Source organism: Microbacterium mitrae, from assembly GCF_008017445.1.
Taxonomy (GTDB): Bacteria; Actinomycetota; Actinomycetes; order Actinomycetales; family Microbacteriaceae; genus Microbacterium; species Microbacterium mitrae.
Window position 1 is genome coordinate 74,160 of sequence record NZ_VRSW01000006.1, and the last position, 14,276, is coordinate 88,435.

The window sequence follows — 14,276 nt, forward strand, 5'->3', positions numbered from 1 at the left end:
TCGCCTAGGCGATCGGCGGGCCGGCTGGCGGCAGCAGCGGCCGGATGAAGGGGCGCATGGCCCGGCGTTCGCCGAGCCGGAGCCCGATCGCAACGGCCAGCGCAATCACCGCGATAGCGCTCAGCACGATCGCAACGCCAACCGCACCAGACACACCCGCAATGACGGCACCGACGACCGAGGCGACAAAGATCCCGGCGGCACCCAGCGCTACCCGCCGCGACTGGCGGCGCACCCGCTCATCCTGTCCGCGCGCCGGGTACGGAACACCGGCGTACACCAGGTAGTCGGTCCACTGCGCACCCGTCCACCAGCGCGGCTTGTCTCGCGCGGGCCCCGCGTACCATCCGGGGGCAATCGGGCCGGGCTCGGCCGCTCCAGGCAGCGGTTGCACCGCATCAGCCCGCACCGGTTCCCCGGTCGGCGGCGGCAACCGCAGCGTCTTCATCGCGAGCACGCCGACGACACCAAACCCCACGGCGATGAGAGCAGCCACGAGCAAGACTAGCCAGCCGCCGCCCCGCAGGCTGTCGCCAACAAACAGGCTGACAACCCCGAACACCAGCACGATCACGGCGCCGAGCAGATAGTTGCCCGCCGGCAAACCCCAGGCAAAGCGATAACGCGGCGCTCCGTCAACGAGGGTGACCTCACGAAAACCGCGGCCGTCCCACCAACGCACATCGTTGGTTCCGGCAACCGAGTACCAGCCGGCGGGAATGCTCACGCTCGCGGTTGTCATCGCGTGACGCCCGGCGGAACCACGGGCAGGGTATAAACCCGCACCAAATACGCCATGTAGGCCGTGAGGATGCCGCCCAGCAGGAGGAACGAAACGGCCAAGGTCACGCCGACCACCATCGTGCTGGTGTCGTGAAGGCGCGCGCCGTAGAAGGCGAGGGCGACGCCCACACCGGCCAACAGAATGAAGGCAATGGCGACGGTCCAGGTTGTGGCGATCTGACGTTTGCGCTGGCCGGCCATCGGCAGTGGAAACCTGCGCAGCACGACGTATTCGCTCCAGCGCGCACCACTCCACCAGCGGGGAATGCGCTTGGACGGCGCCGGGTACCACCCCGGCGGTATCGGGCCGTATTCGACCTGCTCCGGCCACGGAAACGTGCGCGGATCGAGGTAGGGCCCGTGGATCGGCGCCGGCAGCCTCTCGATCACGAGGCCAAGCAGGCCAAGCACCAGGCTCATCACGCCAATCAAGACCCAGGCGATGCCCAAGGCGAACGCGTACGGGTCATCGTCGCTGATGGCAAACCGCCCAATGCCCAACAGCGCCATGAGCACGCCGAGCACGATCGAGGGCACCGGTGAGATCGAGCGAAACTTCTCATAGTGCGGCAGGCCATCCCGCAGCAGAATCGGCCGGAACTTGGCGCCGTCCCACCAACGCACGTCGCTCGTTCCGCTTACCCCGTACCAGCCAGGCGCAATGTTCATCACGCGCGCTCCCCCTCAAGTCCCCTACTCAGACGCAGCGTCTTTCGCATCTTTCAACTCGTCGACGAGAAGCGAATCTTCGTCGATGGTTCCGTTGCGATAGGCCTGCCTACCCACCATATGCGCCGAAAGCGGCGCGGTCGCAAACTGAATAATGACGATGGCCGCGAGCATGGCGGTGACCGCCACCGAGCGCGCCGACAGCGCGATGGCAATGCAGATCAGCAAGAACCCCAGCACCTGTGGCTTCGTTGCCGCGTGCAGTCGAGTCGGAACATCGCGAAACCGCAGCAGACCGACGGCAGCAGACAAACACAGCAGCGCGCCGATCAGGATCAGGATCACTGCGACAAGGTCAAGAATCTGGTCACCGTTCATGGGGTCTGGTTGTCCCTTCGCGCGACATACCGGGCGACCGAGATGGAGCCGAAGACGCCGACGGCGGCAATGATCAACAGCACCGGCAGCGAGCGCGTGTGATGGTTGATCGCCATTTCTGCCCCCAGCACGCACATCACCTCGGTCAGCAGCACGTCGCTTGCCACTGCGCGGTCAAGAATCGATGGACCCTGCACGAGGCGAATAATCGTGAGCACCGCGGCAATGCCGAACACCACGATGATGACGAAAAGCAGCACGTTCATGCGGGCACCCCGTTTCGTGCGTTGCGGCTCTCGGCCTCGCGCGCCTTGAGGGCTCCGAACTGTTCGCGAGAACCAACGGCACGCACGATGCGGTCCTCCCACCGCAGCACGCAACGCCGCTGACGCTCGACGTCTGCGGCGTTGCGCACGCCAATGATGTGCAGGTAGAGCACGCGATTCTGGCGGTCGGTCTGTGCCACCAGCGAGCCGGGAATGAGCGACGCGGTCACGCCGACGTGCGTCATGATCAGGTCATCATCGGTGCGCAGCGGAACCGCGATGATGGCGGATCCGGGTTGGCGGTTCCAGTTCCACACTTGCCACGCCACCTGCAGCGAGCCAGAAATCACGGCACCGATGAACGACACCATGAAGATCAGGCCGTACCAAAGGTTGATGCGGCCGGAGAGTTCGACGGGCGGCAGGCGGAACACGCGTGTCGTCACGATGGCGACAATGGTTCCGGTGATCAGAGACAGCGGGGTGAACTGACCCCACAGCAGCATCCACAGCAGAATCAGCCAGATGAAAAACGGTAGCTGCGTCCACAGATGACGCGCCGCGGTTCTGCGGGTCTCAACCATCAGACACCTCCGGCTCTAGCTGTTGCAGGGTGACCGGCGTCGTCAGCGCATCACCGATGCGCATGCACACATCGTAGAGCGGGCCGGCAAAGATCGTCAGCGCAACCGTGACCGCGACCATGCCTGCCGTTGCCGCGGTCATGATGCGCGGAATGACGCGTTGTTCGGACTTGTCATCGGCGGCAGGTGCGTTGCCGAGGTAGCTGATGCGCAGTTCCGTCTCAACCGAGTCGTCTTCTTCACGCCAGAACGACAGGTTCCATGCGCGCATCAGCGCGTAGAGCGTGAGCAGGCTCGTCACGATGCCGCCCACAATCAGCACCATCATGAGCGGTGTTCCCTCATCGGCCGCCGCGCCAAAGAGCGCGTACTTGCCGATGAAGCCGGAGAACGGCGGCAGACCGCCCAGGTTGATCGCGGGAATGAAGTACAGCACGGCAATCAGCGGCGCCGCCTTCATCAGCCCACGCACCCGCAGGATCGAGGTGGAACCAGCTCTGCGCTCAATGAGGCCGACGGCGAGAAAGAGGGTGGTCTGCACGATGATGTGGTGCACGGTGTAGTACACCGTGGCGCCAATCGCGGCCGGTGTCGCAATCGCAAGACCGAACACCATGTAGCCGACGTGACTGACCAGGGTGAACGACAAGATTCGTTTCAACTCGGCCTGTGCGACGGCGCCGAGAATGCCAACCACCATGGTCGCGAGCGCCACGATCAACAGCAGCGTGTTGATGTCTGAGGAGTTAAACAACTGCGTTTCGGTGCGTATCAGCGCGTAGACACCGACCTTGGTCAGCAAGCCGGCAAACACCGCGGTAACCGGTGCCGGCGCCGTTGGATAGGAGTCTGGCAGCCAGAAACTCACCGGGAAAATCGCGGCCTTGATGCCAAAAGCGATCACCAGCATGAGGTGCAGCACGAGTTGCGTACTCTCGGGCAACTCCGCCATGCGTTCGCCAATTTGCGCCATGTTGACCGTGCCGAGCGCGCCGTAAATCATCGCGATCGCGGCGAGAAACAGGATCGAGGAGACGAGCGAGACGACGATGTAGACGGCGCCGCTACGAATGCGCGATTCGGTCGAGCCCAGCGTGATGAGCACATAGGAGGCGACCAGCAGAATCTCAAACCCGACGTACAGGTTAAACAGGTCGCCCGCGATAAACGCGTTGAAGATTCCGGTGGCGAGAATCAGGTACGAGGGGAAGAAGATCGAAACCGGGGTTTCGCCGTCACCATCGGCCGCACCCTGGCCAACGGAGAACAACAACACGGCCAGCAGCACGAGGCTCGAGACGGCAACCAGAAGCGATGCGAGCCGGTCAACGTACAGCACGATGCCGAACGGTATAGGCCACCCGCCCACCGACACCGCGATCGGCGTACCCGCGTCGACGGCGACCAACAGCACCGCCGCAATCACGAACACCACGGTCAGCGTGACGATCGAGGTGATGATCTGCACGCGCCGCATGCGGCCGAAGATCAGGGTGATGGCGGCCCCCAGCAACGGGAGCGTCACGATCAGCGGAACCAGGATGCTCATATCCATCAACGCTCACCTCCGTTCTGGGTCGGCGGGTTTGGCGTATCAACGGGAGCGTTGTCGTCAATGCCGTCAAAGTCGCGGGTGTGCAAGACGGTGATGGGCGAGGTCTCGGTTCCGACAAAGTCGGTGGCGACGTCGTCGTCGCCGAACTCCTCGTCGTCCATGACCTCGTCTTCTTCGGCACCACGTTCACGAACGGCGATGTCGACCTCATCGTCTTCAACGATGTCGGCTTCACCCAATTGCCACGATCGATAGATCAGGGCAAGCAGGAACGCGCTGACGGCGAAGGTAATCACGATGGCGGTGAGCGTGAGCGCCTGCGGCAGCGGGTCACTCATCTCTTCTGGATCGCCGGAACCATAAAACGGGGCGATTCCGGGTGCGCCCATCACGATGAGTAGCAACAGGTTGGTGGCGTTGCCCAGCAGCAGGAAGCCAATGAGCACGCGGGTCAGCGAGCGCTCCATCATGGCGTAGACGCCCGCGGCAAACAACACTGCCATGATCACGATGAGGGTCATTGAAGCGTTCATACGCGCTCCAATCGCTGACGACGTTCTTGCGTTTGGCGATCGACCTCGGCGCCGAGACTGCGCAGCACGTCAAGCACCAGACCGATCACCACCAGGTAGACACCAATGTCGAAGAGCGTTGAGGTCACAAATTCGATGTGGCCAAGCACGGGCACCTCGGCCTCCCAGAAGGTGCTCTCCAGCGGCGCCATGCCGAAGAACATGGGAACGATTGCGGTGAGCACGGCAATCGTCATGCCGGCACCCAAGAGCATTCCGGCGTCGGTTGGAGCAGCGGCACCCAGCTCGTGGCGACCGCCGGCGATATAGCGCATCACCAGCGCCATGCCCGCGACTAGTCCGCCGGCAAACCCACCGCCAGGCAGGTTGTGACCGGCAAAGAGCAGGTAGATCGACACCACGATGATGGTGTGGAAGAGAATGCGCACGATCACTTCGAGCATGATCGACCGTGACTCCTCCTTCATCATCTGACCGCCAACGAGCCAGGCTCGTGGGCTACTGCGGTTGTGAAGGGTTTGCGCGGCGACGCCGTCGCCGGTCTCGACCAGCGGACGCCTGCGAGCACGGCGCCCGGAGGTCTTCGGAACCGCGCGCATTTGTGAGAGCAGATCGGTGCGGTCGGTGACAAACACCAGGGAGGCAACGCCCGTCGCGGCCAGAATCAGCACGCTGAGCTCGCCCATGGTGTCCCACCCGCGTAGGTCAACGAGGGCAACGTTGACCACGTTCTTGCCGTGACCCAGCTCATACGCGAGCGACGGAAACTGCGTGGAAATGGGCTCGGTGATGCGAGCGCCGGTCGCCACAATCGCGATGCCGGCCATGGTGAGACCGGCTGCTGCCGCGAGAATGGCGCGGCCGATCGGGGCAACCGAGCGGTTGTGTTGCCCCATCCGCGCCGGAATACGGCGCAACACGAGCGCGAACGCGACCAGCGTTACCGTCTCAACCAGCACCTGCGTGAGGGCGAGATCCGGCGCGCCACTGGTCGCGAACAACACCACCATGCCAATGCCGGTCACCGACACCAGCACCACACCGGTGTAGCGCTTACGAGCCCGAACGGCGAGCACGCCCGCGATGATCATGAGCGGCGCCACCACGATCTGGGTGGGGCTGTGCCAGGCGGCCAGGTCGATACGCCATTCGGGCGAGGCCAGCAGGGCCGTGGCCTCGGCACCCACAAACACGATGAACACGATGCCGACATAGATGGGGAGCGAGCCGCGCTGGGTGAGGGAGGTGGTGATCACCGAAAGGCGGTCAACGCCACGAACCACGGCGTTGTACACATCGGCTGCGGTAAAGCCGAGGAGGCGCTTCGTGCTCACCGAGTTGCGGGTGAGGAAGAAAAGGCCAAGACCGACCAACAGCGCACCGGCCGAGACGAAGAGAGCGGGCTCCAAGCCGTGCCACAGCGCGAGGTGGGCGACGTGCGGCTGGGCGGTAGATCCGACGGAGGTGAGAGGTGCGGTCCGCGCGTAGAGCTGGAACCCGGTGTCGAGCCATCCGGCGGCGAGACCGGCGATAAGGGAGAGCGACGAGAGAATAATCGGCGCGGCCAAGAACCCCATCGGCGGATCGGGCCATTCGGTGCGCTCTGCGATGGTTCCGTCCTGCGCGCGCTTCGTCGCGAAGGCACCCCACAAGAATCGGCAGCCGTACGCCATGGTGAGCACGGAACCAATGGCGATACCGATAAAGCCCACCCAGCCCCAGATCGAGCCGCCCTGACCCTCGGTCAAAAAGCCGGTGAGCGCGCCCTCTTTGGCGACAAATCCGATGGTCGGGGGCAGGCCCACCATGCAGGCCACCGCGATGGTGGAGAACACGACCATCACCGGCGCCTGCCGGCCGACGCCGCTGAGCTCGGTGATATTACGCGTTGAAAGCTGGCGGTCGATCACGCCAACGATCAAGAACAGCGCCGATTTGAACAGCGCGTGCCCGAGCAGAAGCCCGAGGCCCGCAAGCGCGGTTGCCTGCACTCCCATGGCCAAAACGGTGGTCAAGAGCCCCAACTGGCTCACGGTTCCGAACGCCAAAATACGTTTCAGGTCGGTCTCACGAATGGCTTGCAGGCCGCCGAGCAGCATCGTGAAAACACCGAGCGAAATGATGATGGGGCGCCACACCGGGTCTTCGGCGAACGTGGGCGCGAACCGCGCAAACAGGTAGATACCCGCCTTGACCATTGCGGCGGCGTGCAGGTACGCGCTCACCGGGGTGGGCGCCGCCATGGCGCCGGGAAGCCAGAAGTGGAATGGGAAGATGGCCGACTTCGACAGGCCGCCGATGATGATGAGCACCAGTGCCGCACTGACCACGGGGCCGGATGGTGCGAGCTCCAAGATTGTGCTGAGCGACGAGGTTCCGGTTTGCACAACCAGCAGCACAACGCCCACAAACATCACCAGGCCGCCGAGCGTGGTCACCAACAACGCCTGCAGCGCCGCACGACGACTCGCGGCACGCGTGTGGTAGTAGCCAATGAGCAAATAGCTCAGGATGCTCGTGATCTCCCAAAACATCACCAGCATGACGATGTCATCGGTCAACACCAGGCCGTACATGGCGCCGCTGAAGGCGAGCAGGACGGCTGCGAACTGCGGCAGGTTATTGGTCTTGCCGTAGAAGTACCACGCGCAATAGATCATCACGAGGGCGCCAACACCCGTCACGATGAACGTCATCAACAGCCCCAGAAAGTCCATGCGCATCGAGATATTGATGCCGAGCTGTGGAATCCACGCATAGCTCTCGGTGATGGCTTCACCGGCAAGAACCTGCGGCGCGAGAGTGGCGGCATGAAAAAATGCGCCCAGCGGAAGAAGCGCCGCAATCACAAAGGCCCGCGCACCCCAGACGCGCGTTAGCCACACGATCACCAGGGGAGCAACCGCGAAAATCGCGAGAATCGTGAGCATGGGTTCGTCTTCGCTCGTCGCGCCGATTTAACGGACTGGCGGGCAGGGCTCTTTTAGCTTACCGGCGATCTGCCCGGTGGCGCCGTTGTATTGCCAGGGCGGAACGTGCAGGTGAAGCGAACCGAGGGCGCAACCTCGCCATCAAGCAGGCGCGATAACGCGTCGCCAACGGCACGACCCTTGTCATATGCCGGTTGGTGCATAGTCGTGAGTTGGTATGGCGCGAGCCCGTCAACCACCACCCCGTCAAACCCTGTCACCGACAGGTCTTCAGGCACACGAAGGCCGCGTTCAATCGCCGCACGAATAACGCCGGCGGCAAGCAAGTCGCTCTGCGCCAGGATGGCCGTCGGCTGATGGTGATCGAGGATCGCGTTGGCCGCTTCGATACCGAAGTCCACCGATGATCCGCGCGCAGAAAAAACAATGGGATTGTCAAAAACTTCTCGCACCCCGGCCAGTCGCTCCCGCGTGAAGTCGATGGTCGGCGCCTCGCTTGCAGACTGAAACCCTGGTTCCGCCGTCGAATTCCACCGCAACGAGACAACGGCAACTTCGTGGTGCCCGAGCCCCGCGACATGATGCGCCAACTGCGCCTGCGCGTCAGCATTATCGAGCGAAATCACCGGAACCCCCCACGTGGGATCGCCCTCAACGGTGACGACCGGAATGCCCCGCTCGGAGAGGCTCTTCACCAGCTCACTCGACTCGCGATGAGACCCGAAAATGACGGCGGCGTCGAGCGGAACCTCGGTGGCGGCGGGCGTGTGGCCGTCGTCGCGAAGCAGCAGAATGCCAGCACCCAGGTGGGCCACCGAGGAGACAATGCCATCCATGGTGGCGATGGCAATTGGATCGAGAAAGGCGGTGCGCAGCGAGGCGGTCATCACGACACCGACGATGCCGCTGCGCCCGGTGCGCAGCGAGGCGGCGCGTGGGTCGGGGCCGCGGTAACCCAGGTCGGCGGCGGCCGCGCGCACTCGCGCTGCCGTCTCGTCAGAAACCTTGATCTTGCCGCTGAAAACGACGGATGCCGTTGACGCGCTGACTCCCGCCGCACGCGCCACGTCGGCGATCGTTACCTTGCTTGCCACCGTGCCTCCCAACTCACAGTATCGCGGATCGAATCGATTCGGTAAAGTAGGGCGCGTGGATACCGTGTCAACTCAAGGTCAGCTTCTGCGTTGGAAGTTCGCCATCTTTGCCATCTTCTTCGCAAGCGGCCTCAGCATCGCAACGTGGGCCGCACGCGTGCCCGCGATCAAGGTGGCGCTCGGCATCGACAATCTTCAGGTCGGCCTGCTTTTGCTGGGCTCCGGCGTCGGCTCACTCATCGGCTTGAGCAGCGCGTCGTTTCTGATCGCGCGCCTCGGCACCCGCCGCGCCATGCCCACCACCATCGTGACCTTTGCGCTCGGCCTCGTCGTCATCGGCATTGGTACCGATGTGGCGCACGCCTACCCGCTGGTGATGGCCGGACTCTTCTTGTTTGGCCTGGGCAATGGCGCCACCGACGTCATGATGAACGTCGAGGGTGCCGCGATTGAAAACCACACCGGCAAGACTCTGCTGCCGATGTTCCACGGCCTGTTCAGCCTCGGAACGGTCGCCGGCGCCTCGCTGGGTGCCCTCGCGATTCGCCTCGACTTCAGCGTCGCAGCGCACGCCAGCATCATGGCCGCCGTCATTTGCGTCGCCGCCGTTTTGGCCTACACAAACGTGCCGCGCTCGGCCGTCGAAGCGCCTGAGGCGACCGGTCGCTCCACGTGGCGCGACCGCCTGGCGCTCACCCTGGAGGCTTGGAAGGACCCACGCACCTACGGCATTGGCCTGGTGTTGTTGGGCATGTCGTTTGCCGAGGGTGGCGCCAACGACTGGCTCGCGTTGGCGATGGTTGAAGACCACGGAACCACGGAGGCGCTGGGGGCGCTGGGCTTGGCGACATTCTCGGTGAGCATGACGGTGGTGCGCCTGTTTGGCGGCCCGCTGGTTGACCGCTTCGGTCGCGTAGCCATTCTGCGGGTGCTCGCACTGAGCGCGACGACCGGAATGGTGCTGTTCATTCTGGCGCCATCGGTCGAGCTCGTCTTCGTCGCGGCTGTGCTGTGGGGCGCCGGCGTTTCGTTGGGCTTTCCGCTCGGCATGTCTGCCGCCGCAGACGACCCGGCTCGTGCTGCCGCTCGCGTTAGCGCCGTCGCCACGATCGGCTACGTTGCCTTCTTGTGCGGCCCGCCGTTGCTCGGCCTGATCAGCGAACACATCGGGCTGCTCAACACGCTCTACATTCTGGTGGCGCTCGCGATCATCTCGGGGCTTGCCTCCCCCGCCGCGCGCGAGTCCAAGCCCACGGCCAAGCCCACGTCGGTCGAGTAACCTCAGTCGCCGCGCGCAAGCGCTGCAGCGTGCGAGCGACTGCGAGCGCCAAGCTTGGCAAGCACGCTGGAGACATGGGTTTTCACCGTTGGCAGCGAAATGCTGAGGTTCTCGGCGAGCTGACGGTTTGACCATCCGCGCACAATGCCATCGAGCACCTGCTGCTCGCGCGCGGTCAGCTCGGCGTGTGTCGTTGCGCTGGGGGCCACCCCCTCACCCGGCGAGACGGCCGCGAGCGCACGCCTGGTCACTTTTGCGTCAAGCACGCCGTCACCTGCGGCCACGGCACGCACCGCCTGAACGAGCGCTCGCGCTTCAACCGACTTCAGCAAGAACCCCACGGCGCCGGCGCGAATCGCCGCCAGCACCAACTCATCCTCATCAAAGCTGGTCAACACCAACACATCAGCGAGGCCTCGCTCCACGATCTCGCGTGTCGCCGAGACGCCATCGCGCCCCGGCATGCGCAAATCCATCAGCACAACGTCTGGCCGAAGGGCCGCGGCGTTTCGCACCGCACTGTCGCCATCCGCCGCCTCACCGACAACCACAATCCCGTGCGACTCCAGCATGATGCGCAACCCCGCGCGTATCGCCCCGTGATCGTCAACGACCAGCACTGATGGTTCCGTCATGCCGCCACCACCTCCCGCGGCACAATGGCCTCCACAACCCAGCCGCGATCGGTCGGGCCCGCACGAAATTCTCCGCCGAGCGCCGTGACGCGCTCCCGCAGCATGCTGAGCCCCCATCCGGTGCTGGCGTAGCCGCTCACGGCGGGCGCGCCGCCATGCGAGACGACGCGAACGCGAACACCGTCGACGCCGTCATCCAGTGCGACGGCGACGGCTGCGCCATTGGCGTGGCGAGCACAGTTCGCTAGCGCCTCTCGCACCACGCGCACGATGGCCTGCTCGACGGCGACGGCCGGGGGCGGAACCACGGCTGAGCTGGTGAACGCGACGTCAAGACCCGCGCGCCGAGCGTCGGCAAGGATGCCAGGCAGATCGGCGAGGCTGGGAGTCGAAAGCGCATCACCATCGCCGCGGCGCAGCACCGAAATCATGGATCGTAGTGCCGCGTGCGCGTCGATCCCGGCGTCACGAATGGCGCGCAACGCTGCCCGGTCGGCGTCAGCATCGGGTGGCGTCGACAGCGCAGCCTCGGCCCGAATAGCCATCGCCAGCACGTGCCCGGCCACCACGTCATGAAGCTCTCGCGCCATCACTTCGCGCTCATGCCGCACCGCGGCCGCGCGGTCGCGCTCGGCCGCGGCGGCCGCGTCGTCGGCGCGTTGGCGATGAAGCTCGGTCAGCTCGTTCGCTTGCGCCATCGCGACCGCCCACCAGTAGTCGGTGGCGAAGATGACGCCGAACTGCGCACCGACGACGAGGGCGAGCGGTAGATCGGTCTCCCCCAACAGGATCGCCCAGCCAGCGAGCGCCGCCGAGGCAATACCGATTCCCCACAGCAAGCCGCGGCGGCCGCGCGCCGACGCTTGATACGCCGCCAGCCAGAGCACATCGAGCAGAACCAGCAGCGGGCCGATGCCGCCGAAGGTGAGAAGGTCGATGGCGAACACAATGGTGGCGCCGATCAGCGACAACCAGGGTGCCCGCCGTTTGGTGAGCATGAATACCGCCGCCGGAATCGCGGTGAGCATGGGCGCCCACGGCGCGATATCCCCCGAGACCACGGAGAACGAGCGCCAGCTGCCACCAAAACCGAGCGCGGCAAGCAGGGCGCTGGCCGCCACGACGACCACGGCGTCAACTACCAGCCGGTATCGCCGATAGCCGCCGGAAGGTCGGGGCTCAGCCTGCTCGCTCATGCCTTCATGCAACCATGAGCCGCGTGCTGGCCGCATCCGTCAAAGGGATGAGGGGCGCACAAAAAACGGGTCTTTCGCCTGATCCGCGCCGCTTCGCATGTCGCGAGTGTGGAGCTATGGATCTTTTCGGCGGGCTCCCCTTACCTCTCGCGCTGGCTACGCTCGCGCTCATCGACAGCCTGAGCGTTGGCACGCTCCTGCTCCCGGCCTTCTTGCTCCTGAGCCCGGGGCGGGTGAAGGCGGGCCGCATCGTCGTGTACCTCGCCACGATCGCGACTTTCTACCTTGTCGTCGGGCTGCTGTTCTTGTGGGGCTTGGTGAACGTTGCTGACGTCGCCGGTGATTTTCTTGCGTCGCCCGCCGGAACCATCACTCGCCTCGTGCTGGGCGCGGCACTCTTGGCGACATCGTTTCTGATTCCCGCCAAGAAGCCCGTCCCGCACTATCGCGCAGAATCTCCGTCAACCGAGACCTCGTCCGCAAAACCGACCGCACAGGAGCCGGAGCGCGCGGAACCCCAGCCATCAGGACGTGTCACCCTCTGGCGCGAACGACTCCTCGCCCCCGGCACCAATGTCGCCGCCGTGATGGCGATCGCACTTGCCGCCGGCCTCGTTGAAGTGGCGACCATGTTGCCGTACATCGCGGCGATGACCGCATTGACGGATGCCGGAACCAGCGCACCCGTGAAGGTCGCCGCGCTCGCCGGATACTGCCTCGTGATGATCTTGCCTGCCCTCCTACTGCTCATCTTGCGAGTAGTGGCAGCCCCGCTCGTGCAGGGGCCTCTCGAGCGCATTGCCGCGTGGATGCAACGCTCGGGCGCCGAGACAACCGCGTGGATCATCGGCATTATCGGGTTTCTCATCTTTCGCGCCGCCGCCGTTGAACTCGGGTTGTTCCAAGCGATCGGGCAGATTTTCGGGCGGACCTGAGCGGCAGACAAAGTAAGCTCATCAGGTGCGTCTTGTTATTGCCCGCTGCAGCGTTGATTACACCGGTCGCCTCAATGCGCACCTTCCGGAGGCCACGCGCCTTCTCATGCACAAGGGTGATGGTTCCCTTCTGGTGCACTCCGATGGCGGCTCGTACAAGCCGCTCAATTGGATGAGCCCGCCGTGCTCATTCGCCATTGAAGAGCTCGACGAGGATGACCAGTCGCAGGGCGTCATCGAGCGGTGGCGTGTGGTGCACAAGAAGTCTGGCGATGCGCTCACGGTGCGCATCTACGAGATGATGCACGACTCCAACCACGACCTCGGCATCGACCCCGGTCTGCAAAAAGACGGTGTGGAGGCCGATTTGCAGCGCCTGCTTGCCGAGCAGGTTGAACTGGTCGAAGAGGGCGCAAGCCTCGTGCGTCGCGAATACATGACCGCGATCGGCCCGGTCGATCACATGGTGCGCGCGGCCGACGGCACGCACATTGCGGTCGAGGTCAAACGCCGCGCCGGCATCGACGCCGTCGAGCAAATCACCCGCTACCTCGAACTCCTCAACCGCGACCCGGTGCTGGCACCGGTGCGCGGCGTGCTGGCGGCGCAGGCATTTGCCCCGCAGGCGCGCACCCTGGCCACCGACCGCGGCATCGCCTGCCTCGTGCTCGACTACGACGCGATGAAGGGCGTCGACTCCGGAGCACCAACGCTTTTCTAGCCTTCACACTGGTCACCGGCCAACCAACCCCCGGTAGGGTGGCAGAGTGAGTGGAGCATCGCAGTGGTCTTGCATTTTGTGGGACATGGACGGAACCATCGTCGACGCCTCGGAGGGCATCTTGCAGCGCCTGCAGGTGACGTTTGATCACCTGGGCAAGCCGGCGCCAACCCATGACGACCTCATCAAATGGATCGGCCCGCCGATGCAGGAGTCGTTTCAGCACAACGCAAACCTGACTCCAGAAGAAGCGTTGCGCACGGTTGAGTTCTACCGCTCGTTGCATGACTATGACGACCTCGCCGCGGGCGTCCGCATCTATCCCGGCGTCGCCGAACTGATCAACGAGGTTGCCGCAGCGGGCGTTGCGCAGGCGATCGCAAGCTCCAAGCCGGAGGCTCAGGTGGTTCCGCTTGCCGAGCACTTCGGCATCAGCCCCGACTTCGTTGCCATGGTGGGTGGCTCTGATGACGGCGTGACTCGCGTGAGCAAGGCCGACGTTGTGCGCGAGGCGCTGCGGCGCCTGGCCGAAGCTGGAGTGGACACGTCTCGTCCGGTGCTGATCGGTGACCGACGACACGATATTGAGGGTGGCGCGGAGTGCGGCGTTCCGGTGATTCACGTCACGTGGGGCTTCAGCTACCCCGGCGAAGGTGACGGCGCCATCGCCACCGCAACCACCACGGCAGAGCTTCGAGACCTCATTCTGACGGCGTAA

15 protein-coding genes are annotated in these 14,276 nt (G+C 64.5%); 4 read left to right on the top strand and 11 right to left on the bottom strand.

What is annotated here, in order from left to right:
- Nucleotides 1-4: 4 nt before the first annotated feature.
- From FVP60_RS12710 to FVP60_RS12750, 9 genes are read right to left on the bottom strand one after another with little or no spacing between them, the layout of a single operon-like run.
- Nucleotides 5-742 (bottom strand): hypothetical protein, encoded by a 738-nt coding sequence (locus FVP60_RS12710; RefSeq protein ID WP_147826666.1) that lies wholly within the window; start codon nt 740-742, stop codon nt 5-7.
- A complete protein-coding gene (locus tag FVP60_RS12715) occupies nt 739-1,452 on the bottom strand; it encodes a DUF2510 domain-containing protein (protein WP_246132619.1) in 714 nt (237 codons plus the stop codon). Before FVP60_RS12715 ends, FVP60_RS12710 begins: the two co-directional genes overlap by 4 nt.
- A gap of 24 nt (nt 1,453-1,476) precedes the next feature.
- Nucleotides 1,477-1,830 carry a monovalent cation/H(+) antiporter subunit G gene (gene mnhG, locus FVP60_RS12720; protein WP_147826668.1) on the bottom strand — a complete coding sequence of 118 codons (354 nt, stop codon included), beginning with the start codon at nt 1,828-1,830 and terminating at the stop codon, nt 1,477-1,479.
- The gene (locus tag FVP60_RS12725; protein WP_147826669.1) at nt 1,827-2,096 is read right to left on the bottom strand and encodes an MrpF/PhaF family protein; all 270 of its coding nucleotides are present in this window, start codon (nt 2,094-2,096) and stop codon (nt 1,827-1,829) included. The genes mnhG and FVP60_RS12725 overlap by 4 nt, the downstream gene beginning before the upstream one ends.
- A complete protein-coding gene (locus FVP60_RS12730; protein ID WP_147826670.1) occupies nt 2,093-2,680 on the bottom strand; it encodes a Na+/H+ antiporter subunit E in 588 nt (195 codons plus the stop codon). Before FVP60_RS12730 ends, FVP60_RS12725 begins: the two co-directional genes overlap by 4 nt.
- Nucleotides 2,673-4,229 carry a Na+/H+ antiporter subunit D gene (locus FVP60_RS12735; RefSeq protein WP_147826704.1) on the bottom strand — a complete coding sequence of 519 codons (1,557 nt, stop codon included), beginning with the start codon at nt 4,227-4,229 and terminating at the stop codon, nt 2,673-2,675. Before FVP60_RS12735 ends, FVP60_RS12730 begins: the two co-directional genes overlap by 8 nt.
- A gap of 5 nt (nt 4,230-4,234) precedes the next feature.
- The gene (locus tag FVP60_RS12740) at nt 4,235-4,768 is read right to left on the bottom strand and encodes a Na(+)/H(+) antiporter subunit C (RefSeq protein ID WP_147826671.1); all 534 of its coding nucleotides are present in this window, start codon (nt 4,766-4,768) and stop codon (nt 4,235-4,237) included.
- Nucleotides 4,765-7,698: a Na+/H+ antiporter subunit A gene (locus FVP60_RS12745; RefSeq protein WP_147826672.1), complete on the bottom strand. Its 2,934-nt coding sequence runs from the start codon at nt 7,696-7,698 to the stop codon at nt 4,765-4,767. The genes FVP60_RS12740 and FVP60_RS12745 overlap by 4 nt, the downstream gene beginning before the upstream one ends.
- A 53-nt stretch (nt 7,699-7,751) precedes the next feature.
- Nucleotides 7,752-8,792: a LacI family DNA-binding transcriptional regulator gene (locus tag FVP60_RS12750; RefSeq protein ID WP_147826673.1), complete on the bottom strand. Its 1,041-nt coding sequence runs from the start codon at nt 8,790-8,792 to the stop codon at nt 7,752-7,754.
- A 55-nt stretch (nt 8,793-8,847) separates the two neighbouring features.
- Here FVP60_RS12750 and FVP60_RS12755 point away from each other — a divergent pair, with 55 nt between their 5' ends.
- Nucleotides 8,848-10,071, top strand: a complete 1,224-nt coding sequence (locus FVP60_RS12755) for an MFS transporter (RefSeq protein WP_147826674.1) — start codon at nt 8,848-8,850, stop codon at nt 10,069-10,071.
- 2 nt (nt 10,072-10,073) lie between these two features.
- Here FVP60_RS12755 and FVP60_RS12760 read toward each other — a convergent pair whose 3' ends face one another.
- Complete coding sequence (locus tag FVP60_RS12760) at nt 10,074-10,706, bottom strand: response regulator (RefSeq protein WP_147826675.1); 633 nt, start codon at nt 10,704-10,706, stop codon at nt 10,074-10,076.
- A complete protein-coding gene (locus FVP60_RS12765; protein WP_147826676.1) occupies nt 10,703-11,902 on the bottom strand; it encodes a sensor histidine kinase in 1,200 nt (399 codons plus the stop codon). Before FVP60_RS12765 ends, FVP60_RS12760 begins: the two co-directional genes overlap by 4 nt.
- Nucleotides 11,903-12,018: 116 nt before the next feature.
- Between FVP60_RS12765 and FVP60_RS12770 the strand changes: the two genes are divergently transcribed.
- From FVP60_RS12770 to FVP60_RS12780, 3 genes are read left to right on the top strand one after another with little or no spacing between them, the layout of a single operon-like run.
- Nucleotides 12,019-12,837, top strand: coding sequence for a GAP family protein (locus tag FVP60_RS12770; RefSeq protein WP_147826677.1), 819 nt, complete (start codon nt 12,019-12,021; stop codon nt 12,835-12,837).
- A 25-nt stretch (nt 12,838-12,862) separates the two neighbouring features.
- Complete coding sequence (nucS, locus tag FVP60_RS12775) at nt 12,863-13,558, top strand: endonuclease NucS (protein WP_147826678.1); 696 nt, start codon at nt 12,863-12,865, stop codon at nt 13,556-13,558.
- 46 nt (nt 13,559-13,604) lie between these two features.
- Complete coding sequence (locus FVP60_RS12780) at nt 13,605-14,276, top strand: HAD hydrolase-like protein (protein ID WP_147826679.1); 672 nt, start codon at nt 13,605-13,607, stop codon at nt 14,274-14,276.

What these genes read in the sequence shown, in the direction of transcription:
- FVP60_RS12725 (WP_147826669.1), bottom strand. Translation starts at nt 2,096, where the DNA reads ATGAACGTGCTGCTTTTCGTCATCATCGTGGTGTTCGGCATTGCCGCG.
- FVP60_RS12735 (WP_147826704.1), bottom strand. Translation starts at nt 4,229, where the DNA reads ATGAGCATCCTGGTTCCGCTGATCGTGACGCTCCCGTTGCTGGGGGCC.
- mnhG (WP_147826668.1), bottom strand. Translation starts at nt 1,830, where the DNA reads ATGAACGGTGACCAGATTCTTGACCTTGTCGCAGTGATCCTGATCCTG.
- FVP60_RS12710 (WP_147826666.1), bottom strand. Translation starts at nt 742, where the DNA reads ATGACAACCGCGAGCGTGAGCATTCCCGCCGGCTGGTACTCGGTTGCC.
- FVP60_RS12730 (WP_147826670.1), bottom strand. Translation starts at nt 2,680, where the DNA reads ATGGTTGAGACCCGCAGAACCGCGGCGCGTCATCTGTGGACGCAGCTA.
- FVP60_RS12765 (WP_147826676.1), bottom strand. Translation starts at nt 11,902, where the DNA reads ATGAGCGAGCAGGCTGAGCCCCGACCTTCCGGCGGCTATCGGCGATAC.
- FVP60_RS12715 (WP_246132619.1), bottom strand. Translation starts at nt 1,452, where the DNA reads ATGAACATTGCGCCTGGCTGGTACGGGGTAAGCGGAACGAGCGACGTG.
- FVP60_RS12760 (WP_147826675.1), bottom strand. Translation starts at nt 10,706, where the DNA reads ATGACGGAACCATCAGTGCTGGTCGTTGACGATCACGGGGCGATACGC.
- FVP60_RS12745 (WP_147826672.1), bottom strand. Translation starts at nt 7,698, where the DNA reads ATGCTCACGATTCTCGCGATTTTCGCGGTTGCTCCCCTGGTGATCGTG.
- FVP60_RS12740 (WP_147826671.1), bottom strand. Translation starts at nt 4,768, where the DNA reads ATGAACGCTTCAATGACCCTCATCGTGATCATGGCAGTGTTGTTTGCC.
- FVP60_RS12770 (WP_147826677.1), top strand. Translation starts at nt 12,019, where the DNA reads ATGGATCTTTTCGGCGGGCTCCCCTTACCTCTCGCGCTGGCTACGCTC.